Genomic DNA, 24,575 nt, shown 5'->3' with positions numbered 1-24,575 from the left:
GGAGCGGTGAGCGCTCCTTTCTGCACACAAATCACAGGAAAACAGATGGCTGACCTGAGATTCGACGGCCGGGTCGCGGTCGTCACCGGCGGCGGTCGAGGACTTGGCCGCTCGTATGCCCTGTTGCTCGCCGAGCACGGCGCCAAAGTCGTCGTCAACGACGTCGACGCCGACCCGGCCGACGACGTCGTTGGCGAAATCACCAGTGCCGGTGGCGATGCCGTGGCCTGCGTCGGCTCGGTCGCGTCCCCCGAGGGCGGGCAGGCGATCATCGACACCGCCACGGATCGCTATGGGCGCATCGACATCCTGGTGCACAACGCGGGCAACGTGCTGCGCGCATCGCTGAAGGAGATGTCCTACGCCGACTTCGAGGCCGTCGTCGATGTGCACCTGCGCGGCGCGTTCCATGTTGTGCGGCCGGCGTTTCCGTTGATGTGCGACGCGGGTTACGGCCGCATCGTGCTCACGTCATCGATCGGCGGGCTCTACGGAAACCACGACGTGGCGAACTATGCGGTGGCCAAGGCGGGGGTGATCGGTCTCTCGAATGTCGCCGCGCTCGAAGGTGTCGCGCACGGCGTCAAGAGCAACGTGATCGTGCCCGCTGCGGTGACCCGGATGGCCGAGGGCATCGACACCTCGGCCTACCCTCCTATGGGCCCGGAATTGGTGGCACCCGTGGTCGGCTGGCTGGCACACGAATCCTGTTCTGTCACAGGGGAGATGTTCATCGCACTGGCGGGCAGGGTGGCCAGGGCGGTGGTCGCAGAGACGCCGGGCGTGTACCGGCCGTCGTGGTCTATCGCGGAGGTCGGCGACCACATCGCCGCGATCCGCGACGCGTCGGCACCTATCGTGTTTCCGGTCGTGCCGGACGGCCACGGCGACCACATCCGATACAGCTTCGGACGGGCGGCGCAAAGTGTCTAGCGGGCCACTTGCGGGTGTATCGGTGGTCGACCTCACCGCGATGGTGATGGGGCCGTACTGCACGCAGATCATGGCGGACATGGGCGCCGACGTGATCAAAGTCGAGCCCCCGGAAGGGGACAACACCCGATTCATCTCGGTGGGGCCTGCGTCCGGCATGAGCGGCGTCTTCGTCAATGTGAACCGCGGCAAGCGCAGCGTCGTGCTCGATCTGCGCACGGAGGCGGGCAAGACGGCGCTCGAGGCGCTCGTGCGTGAGGCCGACGTCTTCATCCACTCCATGCGGGCCAAGGCGATCGCCAAACTCGGCTTCGGCTACGACCGGGTCGCGACGCTCAACCCCCGCATCGTCTACACCAACTGCTACGGCTACGGCAGGCGCGGACCCGAACGCGACCTGCCCGCCTATGACGACACCATCCAGGCCGAGTGCGGGATACCCGCCGTACAGGAACAGCTGACCGGCGAGGCCACCTTCGTCGGCACCATCATGGCGGACAAGGTCGCAGGGCTGACCGCGCTCTACGCCACGATGATGGCTCTGTTCCACCGGGAACGCACCGGGGAGGGCCAAGAAGTCGAGGTCAGCATGTTCGAAACGATGGCATCGTTCATGCTGGTCGAGCATGCTAATGGGGCGATGTTCGATCCCCCGCTCGGCCCGGCCGTCTATCCGAGGACGGTGGCGCCGAACCGCAAGCCGTACCGCACCAAGGACGGCCAGATCGCCGCGCTGATCTACAACGACAGGCACTGGAAGGCGTTCGTCGACGCGGTGCGGCCCGCGTGGGCCACTGACATCTACGCCACGCTCGAGCAGCGGGCCCGCGACATCGACACCGTGTACGGCCTGCTGGCCGAAACCATGGCCGAACGGACGACCGAGGAATGGCTGGCGCTGTTCCGTGAACTCCAGATTCCCGCCGCGCCGCTGAACACCCCCGACTCGCTGTTCTCCCATCCTCACCTGAACGCGGTCGGCCTGTTCGAAACCGTCGACACCCCGCACGGACCGGTCCGATTTCCCGGTGTGCCCACCTGGTTTTCGCGCACTCCGGGCAAGGTTGCCGGGCCGGCGCCGCTGTTGGGTGCGGACACCGAAGCGGTGCTTGGCGAACTCGGTCTCGGCTCCGGTAGCGCCGAGACGACGGTTTCTGACGGGAATCGGACGGATTCCGTCAGAAACCGTAGCGCCGACGCGGTGGGGCAGGGGTAGCCGATGGACTTCGAGATGGGGCAGCAGGCCGCCGAGCTGCGTCGTGAACTGCGTGAGCTGGTGAAAACCCATGTGCCCGAGCATTATCTGGGCGCGTTCACCGACAACCCTGCCGACCTCGAAACGGCTCAGCGGTTCTGCCGCACCCTCGCCGACCGCAATCTGCTGTGCCTCGCGTGGCCCGAGGAATTCGGGGGCCGCGGCGCCTCGGTATGGGAGCAGACCGTGGTGCGTGAGGAGATGTGGGCGCACCACGAACCCCGCGGCGCGCAGTACATGGGGGTGAACTGGGTCGGGCCGATCATCATGCGGCACGGCACGCAAGAGCAGCAACGCAGACACCTGCCACCGATCGCGCGCGGCGAAGTCATCTGGTGCCAGGGTTTTTCGGAACCAGAAGCCGGCTCCGATCTCGCGTCGCTGCGCACCAGCGCCCGTCGCGACGGCGACGGCTGGCTGGTCAACGGCCAGAAGATCTGGACGTCGTATGCCACCATGGCGCAGTGGTGCTTCCTGCTGGCCCGCACGGCCAAAGTCGGAGAGGGCGCAACCCAGAAAAAACAACAGGGCCTCACGATTTTCCTTGTCCCGATGGACGATCCCGCGATCCAGGTGCGGCCGATCCGCTGCATGATGGGGCCGCACCACCTCAACGAGGTCTTCTTCGACGACCTGCGGGTGACCGACGCCGACGTGCTCGGCACCGTCGACGCGGGCTGGTCGATCGTGCAGGACGTGATGTCGTTCGAACGCGTCGGCATCGCCCGCTACGCGCGCTGCGAACGGCTGTTGTCCGCGGCGCCTGCGGTTCTCGGCGACCGCTGGGAGGACCTGCCCGAGGAGCTGCGGGCGCGGTGGGTGCGTATGCTCACGCACTGCCGCCGCGCGCGCCTGATGGCCTACCGCGTGGTCGATCTGCAGAGCAGTGGCCGCATCCAGCCGGGCGACGCGGCGGCCTATCGGATCGCGGTCACCAAGCTCGACCAGGACAGCGCCGAGGTGCTGATGGACATCGCGGCGGAGGTGTCCCACGACGACGCGCAGGCGGAATGGTTCCTCGGTGAGGTCGAGGACCACTGGAAGTACTCGCAGGCGTCGACCGTGTCGTCTGGAAGTATCGAGATGCAGCGCATCCTGTTGTCGCGGGTCTTGCTGGCGGGTACGAAGTGATCCTCGACTTAGGCGACGACGCCAAAGAATATGGCCGAGAAGCACTTCGGGCGTTCGAGGCCGCGGGCGGCGATCAACTGGTGCAGCCGGCCGAAGCAAAACCGGCCCTGCGCGAATCGCTCGCGGGTCCGGTGCTCAACGAACTCGGCGCATGGGAGCTGGATCCCCGCACCGACGCCGACGGCCTCGAGGCGGCCGCGGCCTTGTGCCGCAGCGCCGGTTACTGGGCGCTGCCGTACCCGGTCGCCGAGCGGCTGGCAAAACCGACCGACCTGGATGTCGACGGGTTGCTCGTCACCGCGGACAACCGGCCGTCAGGCGCGCTTCAAGGGCTGGAACTGAATTGGGCGGCAGTCTCATTGGGCGGCACCCGCAGCCGGGTGATCGGTCAACGGCCCGCGGGCGCCGGGTTCGTGGTCGAACTGGAGTTGGCGGCCATCGACACCGACGGCGCTGGGGACATCGCGCTTGGCCTCGTGCTGCCGTGCTGGACACTGCTCGGCATGCTGGACCGGGCTATCGAACTCACCATCTCCCACGTCAGCCTGCGCAAGCAGTTCGGTCAGACGTTGTCGGCTTTCCAAGGTGTGCAGTTCCAGCTGACCGACGCCGAGGTCGAGCGCAGTGGCCTGGACATGCTGGCCAAGTATGCGCTGTGGAGCATCGGCACCGGGCGCCAGGAAGCACTGGATGATGCGCTGGCGCTGCGGATGTCGGCACTCGAGGCCGCCGAGGTGGTCTTCCGCGTCTGCCACCAGTTGCACGGCGCGGTCGGTTTCTGCGACGAGACGACGCTGTCGTGGCTGTCCCGGTACAGTCAACCGTTGCGCAGGCTGCCGCTCGGCCTGTCGGCCACCCGCGACGAACTGACCCACCGCGCGGGGCGGACCGGTCTGACGGGCTTGTTCACGTGAGGGCCGATCTCGACGAATTCCGCGCGACCGTCCGCACCTGGTGCGAACAGCACATCCCGCCCGACTGGCGGCAGACCCAGACCGGTGTCGACGACGAGGAGTTCGTCCGCTTCCAGAAGTCCTGGTTCGCCGAACTGCACAGCGCGGGTTACGCGGTGCCGCACTGGCCGCGCGAATGGGGCGGTGGGCTCTCGGTTTCCGAGCAGGTGGTGCTGTACCAGGAACTCGCCGCGCACGACGCACCGCGACTGGTGTTGGCATTCGTCGGCATTCACCACGCCGCCGCGACGCTGCTCGCGGCGGGCACCGACGAACAGCGTCGACGCCACCTGCCTGCGATCCTGGACGGCGAGATCTGGGTGCAGGGGTTCTCCGAACCGGAGGCCGGGTCCGACCTCGCCAGCCTGCGAACATCGGCGCGGCGCGTCGGCGACTCGTACATCGTCAACGGGCAGAAGCTGTGGGCCAGCGGCGGCAAGCACGCCGACTGGTGCCTGCTGATCGCCCGCACCGACCAGGATGCGCCCAAACGCAGCGGCATTTCGTACTTTCTGCTCGACATGACCACCCCGGGCGTCGAAGTACGACCGATCCGCAACGCCATCGGCGACTCGCACTTCTGCGAGATCTTCCTCAACGACGTCGAGATCCCGGCAACCAACCTCGTCGGCGAAGAGAACGCTGGATGGCAGGTGGCGCAGGCGACCCTTGGTGCGGAACGCGGCCTGACCATGCTCGAACTGGCCGAGCGTCTCGGCAACGCGGGCTTCCGCTGGCTTCTGCAGGTCGCTCCGGTCGACGATCCGATCGTGGCCGACCGGTTGGCGCAGTTCGAAACCGAGATCACCGGGCTGCGAGGATTGTGCCGAAAGGTGATCGACGACAACGAGAAAGGTACCGCGGGCCCGGCGGACGCCTCGATCGTCAAGCTGTTCTACAGCGAACTGCTGCAGCGGCTCACCGACTTCGGGGCAGAGATCGGCGGGATGGCCGCGCATACCCGACTGGCGAAACCGATGTCCAGTGGCTGGGAGTCCGGTTCGTGGATGCTGGACTTCATCGGGTCGTGGGAGTGGACGATCCCCGGTGGCTCGAGCGAGATCCAGCGCACGATCATCGGCGAGCGCGGGCTGGGATTGCCGCGGGAACCGAGCGCGTTGTGACGGTCCCCGAGTTCGCGGAGTTCCACGCCGAATTGCGGTCGGTGGCGAGCGATCTGCTGGCCAAGGATCGGGCCGTCGACTGGGCGTCGCTGGTCGATGCGGGCTGGGTCGGGCTGGAGGTGCCGGAACAGGCCGGCGGTGCGGGCGCGACGTTCGCCGAGGTCGCGGTGATCTGCGAGGAGATGGGTCGCGCCGCCAGCGCCAACAACTACCTTGGCGGCGCGGTGTTGGCGGTGGGCGTGCTGAACATGCTGCAGCCCAGCACGACTCGTGACCGGTTGCTTGCCGATGTGGCGTCGGGCGCCGTCCGGGTAGCGGTGGCGCTCGAATCGGAGTTCGTGCCGGACGCCGAAGGTGCCGACTGCATCCTGCTGATCGCAGACGAGGACGTCGCCGTGGCGACCGCGACGGCCACACCGCAGCCGGTCCTCGACGAGACGCGGCGCCTGGCATCCGTTGGTGACGTGCAGATCTCGGAGCGACTCAGGCTTGCCGGGGACATCCAACGGTTGCGCCAGCGCGCCGCCGTCGCCGTTGCCTGCGACAGCCTCGGACTTTCCGAGGCAATGCTGTCTGCCACCGTCGGCTATGCGAAGGTGCGTCACCAGTTCGGCCGCCCCATCGGGTCTTTCCAGGCGGTCAAGCATGCCTGCGCGGATATGGCGGTCAACATCGCCGTCGCGCGTCAGCTCGTCGACGCGGCGGTGCAGGCGATCGTCGACGACCACACAGATGCAGGCGTGGCCGCCGCGATGGCGAAGTCCTACGTCTGCAGCACCGCCGTCGACATCGCCGGTAAGGCCATGCAACTACACGGCGGTATCGGCTACACGTGGGAAAGCGGCATCCACGTCTATCTCAAACGCGCCGCACTCAATCGGTCGCTGTTCGGCTCACCGGCGGAGCACCGCAGACACCTCGCCAAACGCTATCGGTAAAGGAGTTTCGATAAATGGCTGTCCCCGTTTACAAGCGCATCCTCGACCTGTTCGAGGCCGAGGGGGTCAACACCCTGTTCGGCATCCCCGACCCGAACTTCGTGCACATGTTCGCCGAAGCCGATGCGCGTGGATGGTCGGTGGTGGCGCCGCACCACGAATTGAGCGCAGGCTTCATGGCAGAGGCGGTCTCGCGCATGACCGGCGGGCCTGGCCTGTGCATCGGCACCCTCGGCCCCGGGATGGCCAACATTGCGGGCGCGATCCAGTGCGCGAAGGTGGAGAACTCCCCGGTGATATTCCTCGGCGGCCAACGGGCCCGCATCACCGAACGCCGGGTGCGTCGCGGCCGCATCCAATTCGTGCGCCAGGAACCGCTTTTCGCGCCCTCAGTCAAGTACAGCGCGTCCATCGAGTACCCCGACCAGACCGACGAGATCATCCGCGAGGCGATTCGCCGCTCGATGTCGGGCACCCCTGGCCCGTCCTACGTCGAGTACCCGGCGCATGTGCTGCTGGCGGAGCTCGACGTCCCCGACCCCGTGCCGCCGCATCGGTATCGGCTGGTCAACCAGGGTGCGGGTGCGCCTGAGGTGGCCGAGGCCGCGAAGCTGATCCGCGAGGCGCAGAGCCCGATCCTGTTGGTGGGCCACGCCGTTCACACGTCGCGCAGCCAGGGGTCGGTCAAAGAACTGGCAGACCTGATGGCCTGCCCGGTCATCCAGACGTCCGGTGGTACGTCGTTCATCCCGGGTTTGGAGGACCGGACGTTCGCCTACGGCTTCTCGCCGTCGGCGGTCGAGGCGGTGGTCAATTCGGATCTGTGCGTCGCACTCGGCACCGAACTCGGCGAGCCGGTGCACTACGGCAAGACCCGACACTGGGCGCAGCGCAACGACATTCGCAAGTGGATCCTGGTCGAACAGGATCCGTTCGCCATCGGTGTCAACCGGCCGATCGACGTGCCGCTGGTCGGGGATCTACGCGGCGTGGTGCCACAACTGGTCGAGGCGCTGAAGGACACTCCGCGCCAGCCGTCACCGACCCTGGACGAGCTGATCAACAAGGACGCCGAGGAACTCGCGCAGCTCGCCGAGAACGCGCCGACCGGCAGGACTCCGATACACCCGGCCCGCTACGTCGTCGAGGCAACTCGCGCCTTTTCGGCATTCGCCGCAAACGGCATCCTGGTCCGCGACGGCGGTGCCACGGTCATCTTCGGTTGGACCTACTCGCAGGCCAAACCGCGCGACGTGATCTGGAACCAGAACTTCGGGCACCTCGGCACCGGGTTGCCGTACGCGGTCGGGGCGTCGGTCGCCGACGGCGGCAAGCGCCCGGTCATGCTGCTTACCAGCGACTCCGCCTTCCTGTTCCACATCGCCGAACTCGAGACCGCCGCAAGGCACAACCTGCCGCTGGTGTGCGTGGTCGGCGTCGACCACCAGTGGGGACTCGAGGTCGGCGTGTACAAGCGCACCTTCGAGCAACCGTCACCGCAGCCCGGTGTGCACTGGAGCAAGGACGTGCGGTTCGACAAGATCGCCGAGGGCTTCGGCTGCCACGGCGAATATGTGGAAAAGGAAGACGAGATCGGCCCGGCCATCGAAAGGGCGTACGCCAGCGGTAAGACGGCCGTGGTGCACGTCTGCATCGATCCGAAGGCCAACTCCGAGGAGATGCCGAAGTACGACGAATTCCGAACTTGGTATGCCGAAGGTACGCAGTAGGGAAAGGTGGAGCTATGCGCGAATATCTGAAGTTCTACATCGACGGCAAGTGGGTCGACCCGGTCGAGGCGAACACCCTGGACGTCGACAACCCGACCACCGAACAGGTCTCCGGCAGGATCGCAGTCGGCGCGGCCGCCGACGTCGACAAGGCGGTCAAGGCGGCGCGAAAAGCCTTCGCTACCTGGTCACAGAGCACCCGCGAGGAGCGCCTCGACGTGCTGCAGGCGATGCTGGCCGAATACCAGAAGCGCGCGTCCGATCTGGCCGACGCGGTGAGTGAGGAGATGGGTGCGCCACCGTCGCTGGCGGCAGGCCCACAGGTCAACCTGGGCCTCGGGCATCTGGCGACGGCCATCGACGTGCTGAAGAACTACGAGTTCGAGGAGCAGCACGGCAGCACACTTGTGGTCAAGGAGCCGATCGGCGTGTGCGGGCTGATCACGCCGTGGAACTGGCCGATCAACCAGATCGCGGTCAAGGTGTACCCCGCCCTGGCGACCGGATGCACCTTGGTGCTAAAGCCGTCGGAGGTGGCGCCCTACTCGGCGCAGATCTTCACCGAAATCCTCGACGCGGCAGGCGTTCCCGCCGGGGTGTACAACCTGGTCTACGGCGACGGCCCCGGCGTCGGCGCCGCGCTGTCCAGCCATCCCGACGTCGACATGGTGTCGTTCACCGGGTCCACCCGCGCGGGTATCGAGGTGGCGCGGAATGCGGCGCCGACGGTGAAGCGGGTCAGCCAGGAACTGGGCGGTAAGAGCCCGAACATCGTGCTCGACGACGACGACTTCGCCAAGAGCGTGGCCGCGGGCGTGACGGTGATGATGATGAACAGCGGGCAGAGCTGCAACGCCCCGTCGCGCATGCTGGTGCCGAACTCGCGCAAGGACGAAGCCGTCGCCGTCGCCAAGGCCGTCGCCGAACAGGTGAAGGTCGGCGACCCCAGCGAGAAGACCGCGATCGGGCCGGTGGCGTCCAAGGCGCAGTTCGACAAGATCCAGGGCTTGATCCAGAAGGGCATCGACGAGGGCGCGACGGTCGTCGTCGGCGGCCTCGGCAGGCCGGACGGCATCGACTCCGGCTACTACGTCAAACCCACGGTATTCGCGGATGTCCGCAACGACATGACCATCGCACGCGAGGAGATCTTCGGGCCGGTGCTGTGCATCCTCGGCTACGACGATCTCGATCAGGCGCTGGAGATCGCCAACGACACCGAATACGGTCTGGCCGGTTATGTTTCCGGCGCCGACCTCGACCAGGCCCGCGCGGTCGCCCGCAAGATCCGCGCGGGGTCCGTCGCGATCAATCACGGCTTCGACATGAACGCCCCGTTCGGCGGCTACAAGCGCAGCGGCAACGGTCGCGAGTGGGGCCAGTTCGCGTTCGACGAGTATCTGGAGACCAAGGCGGCACTGGGCTACGCGCCGGAGTAGCCGCAATACACTGCGGCAATGCCCAGCGAAAAGTACGAATACGGTATCGATTTCGAGCGGGTCGCGGCCGTCGACATCCACACCCACGTGGAGGTCGACGGCCACGGCCACAAGGCCTACGACGACGAACTGGTCGACGCCGTCGGCAAGTACTTCAGGCGTGGCCCGGAGGCGCTGTCGAGTGTGGACGCGCTGGCCGACGAATACCGCAGGCACAACACGGCCGCGGTAGTGTTCACCATCGACGCGCGCACAGGTGCGCGGCACGTGCCGAATTCGATCGAGGACCTGATCGCAGGCGCGATCCGCAACAACGACGTGCTCATCCCGTTCGGCAGCGTCGACCCGTGGCATGAGCGGCGCGCGGTGCACCGCGTGCACGAACTCGTCCGCGATTACGGCGTCAAAGGCTTCAAATTCCACCCCAGCATTCAGGCGTTCGAGCCGAACGACCGTCGCTTCTATCCGATTTACGAGGCCATCACCGAGGCGGGTGTGCCCGCGTTGTTCCACACCGGGCAGACCGGTCTCGGGTCGGGGCTGCCCGGCGGTCACCGGATCAAGTTGCGCTACTCCGACCCGATGCTGCTCGACGATGTGGCGGCCGACTTCCCCGAGTTGACCATCGTGATGGCGCATCCGGCCGTGCCGTGGGTGGACTCGCAGATCGCGATCGCGTCGCACAAGACCAACGTCTACGTCGACTTGAGCGGCTGGTCGCCCAAGTACTTCCCGCCGCAACTCGTGCACGCCATCAGCCGCCAACTACGCACCAAGGTGCTGTTCGGGACCGACTACCCGTACATCAAGATCGACCGCTGGCGCAGTGATTTCCAGGAGCTGAACATCGACCCGGCGCTGGCGCCGCTGATCTTCAAGGACAACGCGCTGCGGGTGTTGGGAGTCACGCGATGAATTCTGCACGCGACCGTGGTCTGCATTCACGACCGAACCACACACCACCTGAAGGAGACCGTCGTGCCCATCCGCCACCGCGCACCGCTCGGCGCCCCATGCTGGATCGACCTGCTCACATCTGACCTCGAGCGCGCCAAAGAGTTCTACGGCAACGTGTTCGGCTGGACGTTCGAATCAGCGGGCCCGGAATACGGCGGTTACGTCACCGCATCCAAGGACGGCCAGCCAGTGGCGGGGCTGATGGGCAACGATCCGCAATTCCGCTCGCCCGACGGCTGGACCACTTATCTGCACACCTCGGACATCGCGGCAACGGTGCGGGCCGCCACCGCTGCAGGCGCCACCACGGATGTCGGACCGATGGAGGTTCCGGCCAAGGGACACATGGCCATGCTCACCGATCCCACCGGCGCCGCTATCGGGCTGTGGCAGCCGATCGGACACCATGGCTACACCGTCGTCAATGAGGCGGGCGCGCCGGTCTATCACCAGCTGACCACCCGCGACTATGCCAAGGCTCTCGACTTCTACCGCGAGGTGTTCGGCTGGCAGACCGAGGTCGTCTCCGACACCGACGAATTCCGCTACAGCACAGCTAATTTCGACGGCGAAGCGTTGTTGGGCGTGATGGCAGAAGACGCGGCGACCTGGTTCTTCTTCCTCGGCGCCGACGACGTCGACAAGACCGTCCAGTTGATCAAGGACAACGGCGGCAGCGTGGTCCGCGACGCCGAGGACACCCCCTACGGCCGGCTGGCTGCTGTCGCCGATCCGACAGGGGCGGGCTTCAACCTGTCATCGCTGCCGTAAATCAGGCCGCGACGTAGACGATTCCGGACGGGTTCGCGGTATTGGCCGCGTTCACGATCGCGCTGGCGAAGTCATTGTCCCTGCCGGCGACGACCGTCAAATGCACACCGGCACGCCGGAATTCGGGCCGCATCGCGTTCAGAGTGGCCTCGCCGGCACGCTTGCTCGCGGCGACGGCCGTGTACCCCTTCGGCACCGCCTTGTACGGATAGAAGTGGGCCTGGTGGCTGGTGACGAAGACGATGCGGCCGCCGGCAGGCATCAGCGGAAGGGCCATCAACGCGAGGCGGCGCTGGGCGTCCCGGTTGCGACGCTGCGCGTAACCGGGATTGGCTCCAGGCTCGGCGCCGACCGACGCGTTGAGAATCAGCGCGTCCAGCCGCCCGAAGTCGGCCTTGACGGCGTCGATCATCGCCGCGCACTCGCCCTCGTCGGACAGATCGGCGCGCAACGTCGACGCGTGGCCGCCCGCGAATCGGATGGTCCGCGCGGTGGTCTCGGCATCCACGGCGTTCTCCCGGTAGTTGACGATGACGTGCGTGTCGGAGCCGGCGAGTTGCAGCGCGACATCGGCGCCGATGCCCCTGGAACCACCGGTGACCAGGACAATCCGTGCGGGTGAGTGATGCATGTCGGTTTCCTTCTGTCGCTGCGAGCCCTCACAGTACACCAGTTCTTAAGAAAAATAAGGCGGAGATAAGGTAACGATAAGGTAGTGATCGCTGCTCCGCGAGGCGCAAAGATGATCGGGTGCCCACTAGCCCCAAGATCCCCGAGATCCCCGAGATTTACGTCAAAGCGTGTATCAACGGCGCCCGCACACCGGATGCGCATCCGAACCTGCCGGTGACGCCCGAACAGTTGGCGAGCGCGGCGCTCGCGGCGCACCGCGCGGGTGCCAAGGCGGTGCACATGCACCCCAAGGATGACGATGGCGTCGACTCGCTGGCGCCCGAGCATGTCGACGCCGCGGTGGCCGCGGTCCGGCACGCGGTGCCGGGTCTGCCGTTGGGCGTGACGACGGGATATTGGGCGCTGCCCGACGTCGAGGCGCGACTGCGCGCGGTCGACGGATGGACCGTGCTGCCCGACTTCGCATCGGTGAACTGGCACGAGCCGGGCTCGGAAGACCTCGCCCGGTTGCTGCTGAGCAAGGGCCTCGGCGTCGAGGTCGGCATTTTTCACGCGGAGGCGGCCGAATCATGGGCGGCCTCCGAGGTCGCCCGGCATTGCATGCGGGTGATGATCGAACTGCAGGGCGACGGCGATACGGCCACCGCCGACGAGTTGCTCAGCCAGGTGACGGCGGCAGGTTCGCCCGCGCCGGTGCTGTTGCATGGCCTCGACGAAAGCTGTTGGCCGCTACTGGAACACGCGGGGAAACGCGGCGTGCAAACCCGGATCGGAATGGAGGACACGCTGCGGCTGCCGGACGGTTCGACCGCGCCCGACAACGAGGCGCTGGTATCCGCCGCGGTGCAGCTGCTCAGTCGGTAGGCGCGGCCATCGCGAAGTCGGCGAAGTCGAACCCCGGAACCACCACACAGCTGACCAGGCACGGCTGGTCGCCCTGAGGCCTGGCCCGCTGCCAGTGTCCCGGCGGCACGATGATCTGCGGCTGCTCACCGGCGACGATATCGGCGCCCAGCAGATGCCTTGTGGCCGTTTCTTGTTCGGCGCCGATCTGCAACACCAACGGACCGCCGAGGTGATAGAGCCACAGTTCCGCGCTGCGCACGGTGTGCCATGCGGACTGCTGACCGGGCATGAGCAGGAACAAGATTGCGGTGCCTGCGCTGCGCGGTCCGGTGTAGTCGGGTGGCAACGCGGACTGCGGCATCGCCAGTTCGCTGCGCCAGGTCTCCTTGAACCAGCCGCCCTCGGGGTGAGGGGACAGGTCAAGCCGACGAGCCCACTCCGGAAGGTCGCTCATGCAATTCTCCCATTAATAGGTGCAGGCACTCCACAATAGAGACGATGACAACCGACACGACACCTATCGTCCTGATCCACGGCTTGTGGATGTCGCCGCACAGTTGGCGGGGATGGGTCGAGCGTTACCGCGCGGCGGGACACACGGTGCATGCACCCGCATGGCCAGGGGTGTCCGCATACGAGGAAGAACTCGACCACACCAAGGCGCCCGCCGACATCGGTGTCGCCGAGGTGGTTGATCATTACGCCGCATTCGTGCGCGGGCTGCCCGAACCGCCCATTCTGATGGGCCACTCGTTCGGCGGACTGATCACCCAGATGCTGCTGTGCAAAGGGTTGGGACGGGCCGGTGTGGCGATTCATCCCGCCGCGCCCCGCGGCGTCTACCGGTTGCCGCTGTCGGTGCTGAGATCGACGTTTCCGGTGTTCCGCAATCCGGGAAACATCCGTCGCGCAGTGCCTCTCACGCCCGCGCAGTTCCACTACGCGTTCGCGAACACCGTCTCGCGCGAGGAGTCGGACTCGTGGCGCGACAAGCTGGCGATCCCGGCACCGGGCCGGCCGTTGTTCCAGGCGGCGGTGGCCAACTTCACCAACAGGGACAAGGCGGCGACGACGGTCGATTTCCGTAAGGACCGGGCACCGTTGTTGCTGATCGCCGGCGGCCGCGATCACATCGTGCCCGCGTCGATGGTGTACGAGAACTTCAACCGATATCGCCGGTCCCCGGCCGCGACCGATTTCAAGTTGTTCGAGCACCGGCCGCATTTGACGGCGGCGCTGGACGGTTGGAGCGACGTGGCCGACTACGCGTTGACGTGGACGGCGGCCCGCAGCCGATAGTCTGAGCGAATGGCACGCCTACGCCCCGGTTGGCTGGTGGTGTTGTGTGCGGCGGTGCTCGCGGTCAGTGTCTGGTTGCCGTGGCTGACCAGCCGAGCCGATGGCGGTGGGCGGGCGACTGCGATCGGCGGAATCGTCGGCAGCATGCCGGTGCCTCCGCCGGGATTCGGCGTCGGTCAACTCATCGTGCTGCTGGCGTCGACGTTGATCGTCGCGGGCGCGATGGCCGCGCGCGGGTTGTTCGGCCGACTGGCATCGTCCGCGGCGCTGACCATCTCCGTGCTCCTGGTGGTGCTGACCGCGTGGTACTACCGGTTGTACGTGTACGCGCCGGTCTCGGCGGGTTACGGACTGTACCTTGGCGGTGCCGCCGCGGTGTGCGCGATGGTGCTGTCGGTGTGGGCGATGTTGGCGTCGTGGTCGGCGGCGTCTTGAGCGGGTTTGTCGAACCGGTCTCGTTGACCGGCCAGCATTGGGTGACACTGGAACCGCTTGCCCGAGAACATCTTCCGGAGATCGCCGCAGCCGCCGCCGACGGCGAGCTGGGTCGGCTGTGGTTCACTTCGGCGCCGAAGGCGGGAATCGCCGAGCAGTGGCTCGAGATGCGGTTGGCGGCGCAGCAACCCGATACCGGGTTGACGCTTGTGGTACGTGGCCTCGACGGCAGCTTCCTCGGGTCGTCGAGCTACCTCAACGTCGACGCACCGAACCGACGGTTGGAGATCGGCAACACGTGGTACGTGGCGTCGGCGCGGCGAAGCGGCGTGAACTCCGAAACTAAGCTGCTGATGCTCGGCCACGCGTTCGACGAATTGAACTGCGTCGCGGTCGAATTCCGCACACATTTCTTCAACTTCACCAGCCGCGCGGCCATCGAGCGGCTGGGCGCCAAGCTCGACGGTGTGCTGCGCAGCCATCAGGTGCTGCCGGACGGGTCGCGCCGCGACACGGTGGTGTATTCGATCCTCGACATCGAATGGCCCGCGGTGCGCAACAACCTGCGCTACCGGTTGGCCAAACACGTCTAGACACGCCGAAACTGCGGACGGACCGCAGCTGGGCGCTGATTCGCGATCTGTCCGCAGTCTCGAGGCCGCGCGTCAGTTACTCGGATTCGACGGTCGTCGGCTCGATCGACTTCCTGCCGCCACCGTGGGCGACGTCGATCTTGCGAGGCTTGGCGCGTTCGGCCAGCGGGATGGTGACGGTCAGCACCCCGTTCTCGTAAGTCGCCGAGATCGCCGATGCGTCAATGCCTTCGCCGAGCGACAACTGCCTGCGGTAGGAGCCGAAGAACCTCTCGTTGGCCAACCACTGGACAGAGTCCTCGGATCGGGCGGTGCGGTGTGCGGTGATGGTCAGCGTGCCGTTGTCGACGCTGACGTCGACGGAACCCGGATCGACGCCCGGTAGGTCGGCCGTCAGCAGGTAATGATCCTCGATCTTGCACAGATCCATCGGCATGAACCGCGGGGTACGACTTGATCCGGCCTGGTTCGTCAGCAAGCTCCGGGTCAAGGCATCAAGGTCACTGAACGGGTCGAAGCGCAGCACAGCAATCCACCTCCTAAGTCGCCTCAGAGCCCGCCACCCTGGCGGGCAGCCAAATCACTGTGCACCCCCAGGCTAGCACTCTCAATGCAAGAGTGCTAGCCCCTAAATTGCTCCCACCTGGGCACCTGTCAATCGCTGCGCACACTGGTCGCAGCGGAGCACCCCCGTGAACCGGTCGCCGCAGCCGGTGTGCGTCACCACTACCGCCGGACCTTCTCGCGACGGGAACCACCGTTGCGCCCACTGCAGCCCCAATACCAGCACAGCAAACAGGGCGCGGCCCTTCTCGGTGAGCCGGTACCGGCCTTCGGCGCAGACAAGCACGTCGTTCGCGGTGAAGATCGACAGCCTGTCGGCGATGGATGCCGGCGGGGCGGCGAGTTGGTTCTGGAAGTCCGTGAAGCGGCTCATTCCGACGAACGCCGCGACCAGAAGCGCGAAGCCCCAGCGGTTGCCCAGCACGCTCATCGTCTGTGGAAACACACCCGCGGCGTCGCGCTGATCGGACCGGCGCCGTGTCGACGCGACGGGAATCGACCGCGGCCACGAACCGCTCGGGCCCCATTGCGCGACAACGTCTTTGTCGCTGACGCCGTCACCGCATGCGCGGCACACGATCAGCGGGCTGAAGTCCGCTCCGCAGGCCAGGTGCCGCATGCTGGGCAGCGTCTCGGCGTGGTCTGGCACCCAGCGGCGCTCCCACTGCCAGATCGACAGCAGCACCGGCCACAGCGACCGGCTGCGCGGCGTCACCAGGTATTCGGCACGGGTGGGGTTGGTCTGGTATTCGCGGCGGTCCAGCAGGCCGTCGCGGGTGAGCGCCTGCAGCCGGCGCGTCAGCACCGAATTCGAGATCGGAAGCCGCGCCTTGAATTCCGCGAACCGTGTCGCGCCGAGCAACGCCTGCTGAACCACCAGCAGCGTCCACTCGTCGCCGAGCAGTCCGAGCATCTGGGCGACGGCGTTGGGCTCGGGCCGCTCCACTACAGCCCGATCGCGGCCGCCGCGGAGTCGGCCTCGCGCCACCGGCGCAGCTGCGAACCCGGCGCCCAGGTGGAGTGAGTCCCACTCGAAATACGCTCCGGCAGCGCCAGTTTGCACACCGGGCCGTCACTGACTCTGGCAGCGTCGAACACCAGGCAGTACGAGGCGTCGGCGATCATGTCGGTGGTCAGCGTGACCAGATAGCCGTCGTCCTCACCTGTGCTGCCGACCCGCGGCGCCATCGCTGTTTCGCTGCCGTAGACGCCGTCGCCGAAAGCGAACCGCTCTTCGGCGCCGGTGTGCAGATCGTGTTTGACCAGACCGTCGAACAGGAACCAGGACGGCTTGCCGGTCGCCGCATACGCATAACGGTACGGCGTTCCGGCGTAACCGGAGTTGATCATGCCGAACTCGGTGATGCTGTCCGACAGTTGTTCTTCAGACACCTGCCCTGTGACGAGGTTGAAGCGCCACCGGTGCATCCGCGCCTGCATCCGGTCCAACGCGAGGAAGCGAAATGCCCGCTCCCACTTGTTACCCATGCCGTTGTCGGCCGGTTCCGGATCGCCCTGGAAGAAGCCGTCCAGCACGACCCAGTCGCCGTCGTCGTAGGCGTTGGTGAAGTGCAGCACGAACGTCGGCTCCGCCTCGAACCACCGGATGGTGTCGCCCCGGCGGGGGACAATCGCGAATCGCGACGGCATATCGCGATGGAACCGTGCCACATGCGCGTTGCGCTCCAACAGGGCGGGATCCCAGAACAACGGAAAGTCGTTGAGTATCACGTAGTTCTCGGTGAACGCCATGTCGTGGGGGAGTCGCGGGCCGGGCAGCGGCACGTCGACGTAGTGCACGAGGTCCTTGTTCTCGTCAACCACGCCGTAGTGCATGTACGGCGCCTGCTTGCTGTAGTTGAAGAACAGCAGTTCGCCGGTGGCGTCGTCGACCTTGGGATGCGCCGACACGCCCCAGTCGAACGGGAAGGCGCCGTTCCACTCCTCCTTGCCGAGCGTGTCGCCCGTGTACGGGTCGAGGCGGTAGAGATCGCCGCATTGATAGAAGCTCGTCAATGCCACCCCGCGGTGCACGGTGACGTCGGTGCTCGACGCGTCCTTCATCAACCCGCGCGCCCCCCAGCCGCGGTCCCGCCTCGACAGCGACACCGGTTCAGCCAGGCCGGGCCACAGCGGACCGCCTGCTTCGTTCTCCGCGATGAGGCCGTCCGTGCGGACAAAGCGGTTGCGGTAGAAGGCCTTTCCGTCGCGGAACCCGACGACATGCAGCATGCCGTCGCCGTCGAACGGATGGTACGCCTTCAGGGCGGGGTGCAGCGGATTCTCGGTGTTGCGCAGGTAGACCCCGTCGAGGTCCGTCGGAAGTTCGCCCTGCACCACGGTCAGATCGTCGGCGTCCCATTCGGTGGTCTGCGGACGCCAGGGGCCGGTGCGGTAGGGGTGATCGTCGTCCTCTGGCAGCGTCGACAGGAACTTGCCGACGATCTCCGTGTTCATCGCGGGCCTCCCGCCACGACGAAGCTGACGGTGGTCGCGGTGCTGCCGCCGAAGTTCAGGGTGCCGAACGTCTTCGCGCCCTCGACTTGGTAATCACCGGCGGCGCCGCTGACCTGTTTGGCCGCGTCGACGAGCATGCGAATCCCGGATGCTCCGACCGGATGACCGCCGCCGATCAGCCCGCCGCTCGGATTGATCGGCAGCCGCCCGCCCAGCCCGATCTCGTTGTTCTCGATGGCCTTCCATGATTCGCCCGGCCCAGTCAGCCCGAGGTGGTCGATGGCCAGGTACTCGCTGGGCGTGAAGCAGTCGTGCACCTCGAAACCGTCAACGTCGTCGAGCGTGACGTGAGCGCGGCCGAATGCGTCCAGCACCGCCGACCGCACGTGGGGAAGGATGTAGGGGTCGTCGGCCGCGCGGTCGAGCTTCTGTTGCAGGCCGAGTCCCACGGTGCGGTGGCCCCAACCGTCGATCCGGCCGATCGGCCGCGCATCCGGATGGTCGCGCAGGTAGTCGTCGGTCACCAGGACGATGCCTGCCCCGCCGTCGGTCATCTGGCTGCAGTCGAACCGGCGCAGCCGTCCCTCCACCGGCGGGTTGGCGTCGTCGGCGGCCAACGGGTGCGGCACCGTCCAATTGCGGGTCTGCGCATTCGGATTGGCGCGCGCGTTGCCGAAGTTCAGCGTCGCGATGGCACGCAGATGCGCATCGTCGAGGCCGTACCGGCGGTCGTATTCCTCGGCGACACGGTCGAACATGTACGGCCACATGAATTTTGCGTCGTTGCCCTCATGATTGGTCCACGCGGCGGCGCTGAGATGTTGGGCTGCGGTGTCACCGGGCACCGTCTTCTCCAGTTCGACGCCGATCACGAGTGCGGTGCGGTAAGCACCAGACCGCAGATCCGCCATCGCGGCCAGGGTCGCGACACTGCCGGACGCGCACGCCGCCTCGTGGCGGGATGCGGGCGTGTCCCACAAGGCGTCGTTGACGCTGGCGGGCATCGCGCCGAGGTGACCCTGTCGGGCGAACATCTCGCCAAACGCATTGGCGACATGGACGACTTCGATGTCCCCGGCGTCGATCTCCGCCGAGGCGAGCGTGTGCTGCACGACCTCCGCGGTCAGACCGGCGAAGTCGCGCCCTTCGCGTGTCCAATTGCGGGCGAAGTCGGTTTGGTAGCCGCCAAGGATCCAGACGCAGGGAATACCCATAGCCGGCACCGTACTACAACTAAGAGAGTGACTGTGCCGATTTGCAGCGAGGCGGCCCCGCCGGCTCCCGGTCTGAACCGACGAGACCTCAGCGGGCACCACGGTCGACCATTGCGCCCGCCTGCATTGGGGCATTGCCCACTGGGCGGAATGACAAACGTGAATGCGTAGGCCAAGAAGGCAACGGGAACGCTGAACGGATGAGTACGCCGCGAAATTACGAACTGGCTCGCCGAATGGCTGAACTCGCGCGTGCGTCCGCGGCGCCACGAAGCGTCGACGAGGTGCTCAACGACGTGACGGCCACGGCGTTGGAGTTGATGCCGGGGGCGGACGCCGCCGGGATCCTGCTGATCGGAGGGGGCGGTAAGTTCCGATCCGTCGCCGACACCTCCGACCTGCCCGTTCAACTGGACGAGTTGCAGATGAGATTCAACGAGGGACCGTGCAGGGATGCCGCGCTCGATGAAGTGATCGTGCGGACTGGGGACTTCCGCAGCGAGGAACGCTGGCCGAAGTACTCCGCCGCCGCGGTGGAGCTGGGGGTCTTGAGCGGCTTGTCGCTCAAGCTCTACACAACCGCGCGCACCGCAGGCGCTTTGAACTTGTTCGCCAAGAGCGCACACGCTTTCACCGCCGAGGACGAGACCACGGGCGTCATCCTCGCCGCGCACGCGGCGGCGGCGATCATGGCCAGCAGCCACGGCGAGCAGTTGCAGTCGGCGCTGTCCACCAGGGACCGCATCGGCCAGGCCAAGGGCATCATCATGGAGCGCTTCGGCATCGACGACGTGCAGGCGTTCGAGATGTTGCGCAGGCTGTCACAGGACAGCAACACCAGGCTGACCGACGTCGCGGAACGCGTCATCGAAACTCGCGGCGAAAAATAGCGCCGAGCGGATTGACGGCGGTGTAAAAGGGTAAGTATCTCGTGTCGGGGACGGATGCGAGGGGGGCCTTGTGCACGTCTGGATTCCTGCGTTCGCGGCTGGCGCTGCCACCGTCGCCGCAGTGGCCTGCGGTGTCGCGCAGGAGTCCGCGCCGACGGTTGCGACCAAGGCATCGAAACCCAGCTCCGTCGCGGTTGCCGCACCGATCGCCGCGCCCGCGGCCATGCCGAACGCCGACGGCGACCCTCAGTGCCCGATCGCCGATGCCTGGGGTTCGAACCCGTTCGGCACCGGGATCGTCGTGACGCATTGGAGCGACGACACCGCGCCGGTGACCGTCTTGGTCCGGACGAAGGCGGGCAGCGACCGGTCTCAACGAGCCCTGTTGACTCCGGGCGAGTTGCGGTTGTTCGAGTTTCCCGACGTCGACCAGGCAGCCGTCGGCGAGGTGTTGGTCATGACGAATACCCGCCGCTGCTACGTCTCCGCGGACCCCGCTGCGCTGCGTTAGCCACTGGCCTGGGTGCCGGTCCGGACGCTGCCGTCGCCCATCCGGACGCTGCCGTCGCCGAACGCCTTCTGCGGGTTCACCGCCGTGACGCGCGGATTGCTCGGCGGGTCGGGTTGCGGGTCGAAGGCGTGCGCGGTGCCCGACGCCAGACCAAGGCCTGCCATCGCGACCGCGCCGGTCATCAGCACCTTGGCGGTAGTCTTCTTCATGTTGTGAGTCATAGCTCCCGAGTGAAGAAGCCGACGGACGCTACCGATCCCAACTATGTGCCGCTGGCACCGAGCACGCGCTGCAGATCCGGCTCCATGGCCTGCAGTTGCGCACCCCAGTACGGCCAGTCGTGGGTGCCGTTCGGCGGGAAGTTGAACGTCGCATTGTTGCCGCCGGCAGCCTGGTAGTCGTTCTGGAAGTCGACGTTGCTCTGGTGCAGCATGTTCTCCAGGAACTCCGCGGGCAGGTTGGCCCCGCCGAGATCAGACGCCGTCCCGTTGCCGGCGTAGATCCATAGCCGGGTGTGGTTCGCGACGAGCTTGCCGACCTGAAGGGTCGGATCGTTGCGGGCCCACGCCGGGTCGCTGCCCGGCCCCCACATCGCGTCCGCCTTGAAGCCGCCTGCATCGTTCATCGCGACACCGACGAGCGTGGGCCAGATGCCGTCAGACAGATGCAGGAAGCCCGACAACGAGCCCGCGTAGATGAAGTTCTGCGGATGGTACGCGGCCAGGATCAGCGAGGCGGATCCCGACATCGACAACCCGACCACGGCGTTGCGGCTCGAGCTGATGCCCTTGTTGGCCGACAGCCAGGCGGGCAGTTCCTGCGTCAGGAACGTCTCCCACTTGTAGGTCTGCGTCGTGCCGTTACCGACAGCGGGCTGATACCAGTCCGAGTAGAAGCTGGACTCTCCGCCGACCGGCATCACGACCGATAGACCCGAGCCGTTGTACCACTCGAACGCGGGGGTGTTGATGTCCCAGCCGTTGTAATCGTCTTGGGCGCGAAGGCCGTCGAGCAAGTAGACGGCGTGCGTGCCGCCGCCCTGGAACTGCACTTTGATGTCGCGTCCCATGGCCGCCGACGGCACCTCCAGGTACTCGACGGGAAGGCCGGGCCGGGAGAACGCTGACGCGGTGCCGACGCTGCCGAGAACGGAAACAGCCGCCCAGATCAGTGATGCCGCCAACGTGGCGATCGTCAGCCGCTTACCAGATATCCTCGTTCGCCATTGCCGTCTCTTCACACCCTGGGTGAACGCCGCTGAGCTGTCGCCTCATCCGGCTCATGGCGTTTTATGCGGGAGCTCGAACGCAACTGCCAGTCATCTCTCAGCTCAGCTTCGCGGGCCGGCGTCGCGGCCGAACAGAATGTCGATGGTGTGCTCCCATTTTCCCGCGCGCGCGTGGTCACACACCGCACGGGTACCGGCCCATAGTGCTGCAGCGACAGCTGTGACCCCGGCCCAGATGAACAACGCGAACGTCACCGCGTCGGGTGCGGCCTGGCTGGTCGGGGTGGGTTCGTCGGTGAGCGCGCCATTGTCGTCGAGCCAGACCGCGACCTCCTCGCCGAGTTTGGTCACCTTGTGCGCGGCGATCACGCCGGTGTGTTCGGCACCGGCGTCGAACCACTGGACCGCGACCACGCCGGAGCTGGCTCGCGAGACGGTCGGGGCCGCAGCGCTGCTGGTGATCGTCGCGGGGACGAGGCGGCGGGTGAGGTGCTGCTCGGCGTAGATCTCGCGTCGCGCGTCGTAGACCGCGGTGCCGACCGCGGCGGCGACCGGGATGACGAGCAGCGACGCCATGACGGCCACCACCATCACCAGCGCTTCGATCCGGTCGCTGACGCGTATCAGTGGGCTACGGCGAAACAGCGCGAAGATGCGCCACTGCGGTAACCGCAAAGTGAAGGTTTCCAGGGCGTCGTCAGGCGCCTCGGGGATACGTATTGGTCGGTCATGCGGTCGCGGGACAGACATCGGTATCTCTACTTACATGTCGCTTTTCGGCCTGGGGCGCCAGACCGCTGGGCGTCAACTCCATGGTCCCGCAATTTCGCGGTCAGGGGTTGCACATGCCATACAACGACACCGCCCTGATTTGTCGTCCGCTCAGCGGGGCACGTAGCCGACGGCCGTGTCGACGACGTTGTGCAGCGGCTCGCCGCGGAGCCAGCGCCGGAGGTTGTCGGTGAAAACCTTCATCAGGTCGACCTCGAAACCGACGTAGTCGCCCGACATGTGGGGTGACACAAACACATTCGGAATGGACCACAGCGGCGAGTCGGCGGGCAGCGGCTCCACCTCGAACACGTCCAGAGCCGCGCCTGCCAGGGCGCCCGCCTGTAGCGCATCGACGAGGTCGGACTCCACGACGGTGGGTCCGCGGCCGACGTTGACGAGGAATCCGCGCGGTCCGAGCGCGTCGAGCACCTCGGCCCCGACCAGCGCTGTGGTGGCAGGGGTGAGCGGGACCGCCAGCACCAGCACGTCGACGTCGGCGGCCACCGCGACGAGGTCGGTGTTGCGGCCGACCAACGTGACATGGACGTCGAGGCGGGTCAGGCGGTCGGCGATGGCCCGTCCGATCGAACCGGTGCCAACCACGGCCGCGCGGGTGCCTGCCAGTCGTCCCGTCGTGCGGTACCGCCATGTGTGCTCCCGTTGCAACGCCCAGGACTCGGCCATCCCCTTGACGTGTGCGAGCACCGCCGCGAGCACCCATTCGGAGATCGACGTGTCGAACACACCGCGCGAGTTGGTGAGCGTGACGTTGCCCAGTTCGGGGCAGATCAGCCTGTTCACTCCGACCGACGCCGCGTGCACCCAGCGCACTTCGTCGGTGCGGCGCAGCAACCGGGCGAGGTCGGCGAAGCGGTGGTCCCAGATGTACAGCACGGACGCCCCGGCCAGATCGTCATCCGTTGGAGCGGAGTCGATTTGGATCACCTCGACGTCGTCGGGGATGAGGTGCAGTGGAGGCGGCGGCACGTCGGGGTCCGGCTCGACCAGGACGAGGACGCGGGGACGTTCGGGCACAGCGGCTCCACTCAACTCGGACGGTCACAGGCGAATTCGATATTGTATCGAAAAGCAATATGTCGCTGACTACTACAGAAATGGTCGCCATGGGTGAACCGGCAACTGATCGCGAATTCCTCGATCCCGCGGCTTACGAGCCCGAGATCACCGATCCCGCCGAACTGCGCGCCCACCGCAAACGCAGGCTCGCGCTGGCGTATCGGGTATTTGGCGCGATGGGCTGGGGTTCCCTCGGGGACGGCCACATCTCGGCGCGTGACCCCGAGCGCCCCGACTGCTTCTGGCTTGGCCGCTACGGTGCGCCCTTCCGGTACATGACCACCGACGACCTCGTGCTCGTCCGCCCCGACGGCACCGTCGAGGGCGGCGGCTTCATCAACATGGCGGCGTACTACATTCACCATCCGATCCACGAGGCCAGGCCGGACATCATCTCGGCCGCGCATTGCCACACACCCTACGGCACGCCGTTCTCAGCGAAAGTCACGAGACTCCAACCGATTTCACAGGAAGCGTGTGCGTTCTTCGAGGATCACGAGATCTTCGACGACGAAGAAGTCAACATCGGGTCGACCGACGGCGGCAAGCGGATTGCGGCCGCGATCGGCGGCGCCCGTGCCGCGATCCTGCGCAACCACGGGTTGCTGACGGTGGGCGCCACCATCGACGCTGCGGTCGGCTTCTTCCTGCTGATGGAGCGCTGCGCCGAGGTGCAGGTGAAGGCTGCTGACGGTTGCCCGATCGGGCCTGACTGGGCCAGGCGGGTGCACGACGACTTCGACGAGGTCGCCGCGTGGCAGGTATTCCAGTGGGCGCAGCGCAGTTACCTGTCCGACGCCAGCGTGGCGGGGCGGTAGCCGCC

General features: G+C 66.6%; 27 protein-coding genes. 17 read left to right on the top strand and 10 right to left on the bottom strand.

Translation table 11 applies throughout. The annotated features are described in order from the left end of the window. Positions 1-45: 45 nt before the first annotated feature. From A5724_RS27710 to A5724_RS27665, 10 genes are all read left to right on the top strand, one after another. Positions 46-933 (top strand): SDR family NAD(P)-dependent oxidoreductase, encoded by an 888-nt coding sequence (locus tag A5724_RS27710; RefSeq protein ID WP_067809831.1) that lies wholly within the window; start codon positions 46-48, stop codon positions 931-933. Further along, complete coding sequence (locus tag A5724_RS27705; RefSeq protein WP_082965313.1) at positions 926-2,149, top strand: CaiB/BaiF CoA-transferase family protein; 1,224 nt, start codon at positions 926-928, stop codon at positions 2,147-2,149. Before A5724_RS27710 ends, A5724_RS27705 begins: the two co-directional genes overlap by 8 nt. A 3-nt stretch (positions 2,150-2,152) precedes the next feature. Beyond that, positions 2,153-3,319: an acyl-CoA dehydrogenase family protein gene (locus tag A5724_RS27700; protein WP_067809829.1), complete on the top strand. Its 1,167-nt coding sequence runs from the start codon at positions 2,153-2,155 to the stop codon at positions 3,317-3,319. Then, positions 3,316-4,233: an acyl-CoA dehydrogenase family protein gene (locus tag A5724_RS27695; protein ID WP_067809827.1), complete on the top strand. Its 918-nt coding sequence runs from the start codon at positions 3,316-3,318 to the stop codon at positions 4,231-4,233. The genes A5724_RS27700 and A5724_RS27695 overlap by 4 nt, the downstream gene beginning before the upstream one ends. Further along, positions 4,230-5,396, top strand: coding sequence for an acyl-CoA dehydrogenase family protein (locus tag A5724_RS27690; protein WP_067809824.1), 1,167 nt, complete (start codon positions 4,230-4,232; stop codon positions 5,394-5,396). Before A5724_RS27695 ends, A5724_RS27690 begins: the two co-directional genes overlap by 4 nt. Continuing rightward, entirely contained in the window at positions 5,393-6,334 is a 942-nt protein-coding gene (locus A5724_RS27685; RefSeq protein ID WP_067809821.1) for an acyl-CoA dehydrogenase family protein, read from the top strand. The genes A5724_RS27690 and A5724_RS27685 overlap by 4 nt, the downstream gene beginning before the upstream one ends. Before the next feature lie 14 nt (positions 6,335-6,348). Then, the gene (locus tag A5724_RS27680) at positions 6,349-8,064 is read left to right on the top strand and encodes a thiamine pyrophosphate-binding protein (RefSeq protein WP_067809818.1); all 1,716 of its coding nucleotides are present in this window, start codon (positions 6,349-6,351) and stop codon (positions 8,062-8,064) included. A gap of 14 nt (positions 8,065-8,078) precedes the next feature. Next, a complete protein-coding gene (locus tag A5724_RS27675) occupies positions 8,079-9,503 on the top strand; it encodes an aldehyde dehydrogenase family protein (protein WP_067809817.1) in 1,425 nt (474 codons plus the stop codon). 18 nt (positions 9,504-9,521) lie between these two features. Next, a complete protein-coding gene (locus A5724_RS27670) occupies positions 9,522-10,418 on the top strand; it encodes an amidohydrolase family protein (protein WP_067809814.1) in 897 nt (298 codons plus the stop codon). 63 nt (positions 10,419-10,481) lie between these two features. Beyond that, positions 10,482-11,231 carry a VOC family protein gene (locus A5724_RS27665; protein ID WP_067810010.1) on the top strand — a complete coding sequence of 250 codons (750 nt, stop codon included), beginning with the start codon at positions 10,482-10,484 and terminating at the stop codon, positions 11,229-11,231. Position 11,232: 1 nt separating this feature from the next. On the opposite strand, the gene A5724_RS27660 is transcribed toward A5724_RS27665, so the two are convergent. Continuing rightward, positions 11,233-11,862: an SDR family oxidoreductase gene (locus A5724_RS27660; RefSeq protein WP_067810008.1), complete on the bottom strand. Its 630-nt coding sequence runs from the start codon at positions 11,860-11,862 to the stop codon at positions 11,233-11,235. 119 nt (positions 11,863-11,981) lie between these two features. Between A5724_RS27660 and A5724_RS27655 the strand changes: the two genes are divergently transcribed. Further along, positions 11,982-12,728 (top strand): 3-keto-5-aminohexanoate cleavage protein, encoded by a 747-nt coding sequence (locus A5724_RS27655; protein ID WP_369830673.1) that lies wholly within the window; start codon positions 11,982-11,984, stop codon positions 12,726-12,728. Here the strand turns inward: A5724_RS27655 and A5724_RS27650 are convergent. Continuing rightward, positions 12,718-13,164 carry a cupin domain-containing protein gene (locus A5724_RS27650; protein WP_067809812.1) on the bottom strand — a complete coding sequence of 149 codons (447 nt, stop codon included), beginning with the start codon at positions 13,162-13,164 and terminating at the stop codon, positions 12,718-12,720. The genes A5724_RS27655 and A5724_RS27650 overlap by 11 nt on opposite strands. A gap of 44 nt (positions 13,165-13,208) precedes the next feature. Here A5724_RS27650 and A5724_RS27645 point away from each other — a divergent pair, with 44 nt between their 5' ends. Genes A5724_RS27645 through A5724_RS27635 form a run of 3 tightly spaced genes read left to right on the top strand, consistent with a single transcriptional unit; the run spans position 13,209 to position 15,037 of the window. Beyond that, positions 13,209-14,009 (top strand): alpha/beta hydrolase, encoded by an 801-nt coding sequence (locus tag A5724_RS27645; RefSeq protein WP_067809810.1) that lies wholly within the window; start codon positions 13,209-13,211, stop codon positions 14,007-14,009. 9 nt (positions 14,010-14,018) lie between these two features. After that, on the top strand, positions 14,019-14,444 hold the full coding sequence (locus A5724_RS27640; RefSeq protein WP_067809808.1) for a hypothetical protein: 426 nt from the start codon (positions 14,019-14,021) through the stop codon (positions 14,442-14,444). After that, entirely contained in the window at positions 14,441-15,037 is a 597-nt protein-coding gene (locus A5724_RS27635) for a GNAT family N-acetyltransferase (RefSeq protein WP_067810003.1), read from the top strand. The genes A5724_RS27640 and A5724_RS27635 overlap by 4 nt, the downstream gene beginning before the upstream one ends. 76 nt (positions 15,038-15,113) lie before the next feature. Here A5724_RS27635 and A5724_RS27630 read toward each other — a convergent pair whose 3' ends face one another. The 4 genes from A5724_RS27630 to A5724_RS27615 all read right to left on the bottom strand — a co-directional run bounded on the left by A5724_RS27630 (position 15,114) and on the right by A5724_RS27615 (position 19,272). Continuing rightward, the gene (locus tag A5724_RS27630; protein WP_067809806.1) at positions 15,114-15,563 is read right to left on the bottom strand and encodes an Hsp20/alpha crystallin family protein; all 450 of its coding nucleotides are present in this window, start codon (positions 15,561-15,563) and stop codon (positions 15,114-15,116) included. Between the two features lie 102 nt (positions 15,564-15,665). Continuing rightward, complete coding sequence (locus tag A5724_RS27625) at positions 15,666-16,514, bottom strand: helix-turn-helix domain-containing protein (protein WP_067810002.1); 849 nt, start codon at positions 16,512-16,514, stop codon at positions 15,666-15,668. Between the two features lie 32 nt (positions 16,515-16,546). Beyond that, positions 16,547-18,058, bottom strand: a complete 1,512-nt coding sequence (locus tag A5724_RS27620; protein ID WP_067809805.1) for a carotenoid oxygenase family protein — start codon at positions 18,056-18,058, stop codon at positions 16,547-16,549. Then, positions 18,055-19,272 (bottom strand): acetyl-CoA acetyltransferase, encoded by a 1,218-nt coding sequence (locus tag A5724_RS27615; RefSeq protein ID WP_067809802.1) that lies wholly within the window; start codon positions 19,270-19,272, stop codon positions 18,055-18,057. The genes A5724_RS27620 and A5724_RS27615 overlap by 4 nt, the downstream gene beginning before the upstream one ends. Positions 19,273-19,472: 200 nt before the next feature. Between A5724_RS27615 and A5724_RS27610 the strand changes: the two genes are divergently transcribed. Together A5724_RS27610 and A5724_RS27605 are read left to right on the top strand one after the other, a co-directional pair. After that, positions 19,473-20,162 (top strand): GAF and ANTAR domain-containing protein, encoded by a 690-nt coding sequence (locus tag A5724_RS27610; protein ID WP_067809800.1) that lies wholly within the window; start codon positions 19,473-19,475, stop codon positions 20,160-20,162. A gap of 70 nt (positions 20,163-20,232) precedes the next feature. Beyond that, a complete protein-coding gene (locus A5724_RS27605; protein ID WP_067809798.1) occupies positions 20,233-20,673 on the top strand; it encodes a hypothetical protein in 441 nt (146 codons plus the stop codon). Here A5724_RS27605 and A5724_RS27600 read toward each other — a convergent pair. From A5724_RS27600 to A5724_RS27585, 4 genes are all read right to left on the bottom strand, one after another. Further along, positions 20,670-20,882, bottom strand: coding sequence for a hypothetical protein (locus A5724_RS27600; protein WP_156752483.1), 213 nt, complete (start codon positions 20,880-20,882; stop codon positions 20,670-20,672). The two genes, A5724_RS27605 and A5724_RS27600, sit on opposite strands and share 4 nt — an antisense overlap. Positions 20,883-20,935: 53 nt before the next feature. After that, positions 20,936-21,913: an esterase family protein gene (locus tag A5724_RS27595; RefSeq protein ID WP_067809793.1), complete on the bottom strand. Its 978-nt coding sequence runs from the start codon at positions 21,911-21,913 to the stop codon at positions 20,936-20,938. 90 nt (positions 21,914-22,003) lie between these two features. Further along, a complete protein-coding gene (locus A5724_RS34290; RefSeq protein WP_067809791.1) occupies positions 22,004-22,651 on the bottom strand; it encodes a hypothetical protein in 648 nt (215 codons plus the stop codon). Positions 22,652-22,783: 132 nt separating this feature from the next. Beyond that, entirely contained in the window at positions 22,784-23,710 is a 927-nt protein-coding gene (locus A5724_RS27585) for a D-2-hydroxyacid dehydrogenase (RefSeq protein WP_156752481.1), read from the bottom strand. Positions 23,711-23,799: 89 nt separating this feature from the next. On the opposite strand from A5724_RS27585, the gene A5724_RS27580 reads away from it, so the two are divergent. After that, positions 23,800-24,570, top strand: coding sequence for a class II aldolase/adducin family protein (locus A5724_RS27580; protein ID WP_067809996.1), 771 nt, complete (start codon positions 23,800-23,802; stop codon positions 24,568-24,570). The last annotated feature ends 5 nt before the right edge of the window (positions 24,571-24,575 follow it).

It is taken from the genome of Mycobacterium sp. ACS1612, from assembly GCF_001667505.1.
GTDB lineage: Bacteria > Actinomycetota > Actinomycetes > Mycobacteriales > Mycobacteriaceae > Mycobacterium.
Note: the sequence above shows the minus strand (reverse complement) of the source record. Positions and strands in the feature narration are given on the sequence as shown.

Excerpts from the sequence above, each read along its gene's own strand:
- A5724_RS27710 (WP_067809831.1), top strand. The coding sequence starts at position 46 with ATGGCTGACCTGAGATTCGACGGCCGGGTCGCGGTCGTCACCGGCGGC.
- A5724_RS27700 (WP_067809829.1), top strand. The coding sequence starts at position 2,153 with ATGGACTTCGAGATGGGGCAGCAGGCCGCCGAGCTGCGTCGTGAACTG.
- A5724_RS27680 (WP_067809818.1), top strand. The coding sequence starts at position 6,349 with ATGGCTGTCCCCGTTTACAAGCGCATCCTCGACCTGTTCGAGGCCGAG.
- A5724_RS27675 (WP_067809817.1), top strand. The coding sequence starts at position 8,079 with ATGCGCGAATATCTGAAGTTCTACATCGACGGCAAGTGGGTCGACCCG.
- A5724_RS27670 (WP_067809814.1), top strand. The coding sequence starts at position 9,522 with ATGCCCAGCGAAAAGTACGAATACGGTATCGATTTCGAGCGGGTCGCG.
- A5724_RS27660 (WP_067810008.1), bottom strand. The coding sequence starts at position 11,862 with ATGCATCACTCACCCGCACGGATTGTCCTGGTCACCGGTGGTTCCAGG.
- A5724_RS27650 (WP_067809812.1), bottom strand. The coding sequence starts at position 13,164 with ATGAGCGACCTTCCGGAGTGGGCTCGTCGGCTTGACCTGTCCCCTCAC.
- A5724_RS27645 (WP_067809810.1), top strand. The coding sequence starts at position 13,209 with ATGACAACCGACACGACACCTATCGTCCTGATCCACGGCTTGTGGATG.
- A5724_RS27640 (WP_067809808.1), top strand. The coding sequence starts at position 14,019 with ATGGCACGCCTACGCCCCGGTTGGCTGGTGGTGTTGTGTGCGGCGGTG.
- A5724_RS27625 (WP_067810002.1), bottom strand. The coding sequence starts at position 16,514 with ATGCTCGGACTGCTCGGCGACGAGTGGACGCTGCTGGTGGTTCAGCAG.
- A5724_RS27620 (WP_067809805.1), bottom strand. The coding sequence starts at position 18,058 with ATGAACACGGAGATCGTCGGCAAGTTCCTGTCGACGCTGCCAGAGGAC.
- A5724_RS27615 (WP_067809802.1), bottom strand. The coding sequence starts at position 19,272 with ATGGGTATTCCCTGCGTCTGGATCCTTGGCGGCTACCAAACCGACTTC.
- A5724_RS27610 (WP_067809800.1), top strand. The coding sequence starts at position 19,473 with ATGAGTACGCCGCGAAATTACGAACTGGCTCGCCGAATGGCTGAACTC.
- A5724_RS27600 (WP_156752483.1), bottom strand. The coding sequence starts at position 20,882 with ATGAAGAAGACTACCGCCAAGGTGCTGATGACCGGCGCGGTCGCGATG.
- A5724_RS34290 (WP_067809791.1), bottom strand. The coding sequence starts at position 22,651 with ATGTCTGTCCCGCGACCGCATGACCGACCAATACGTATCCCCGAGGCG.
- A5724_RS27580 (WP_067809996.1), top strand. The coding sequence starts at position 23,800 with ATGGGTGAACCGGCAACTGATCGCGAATTCCTCGATCCCGCGGCTTAC.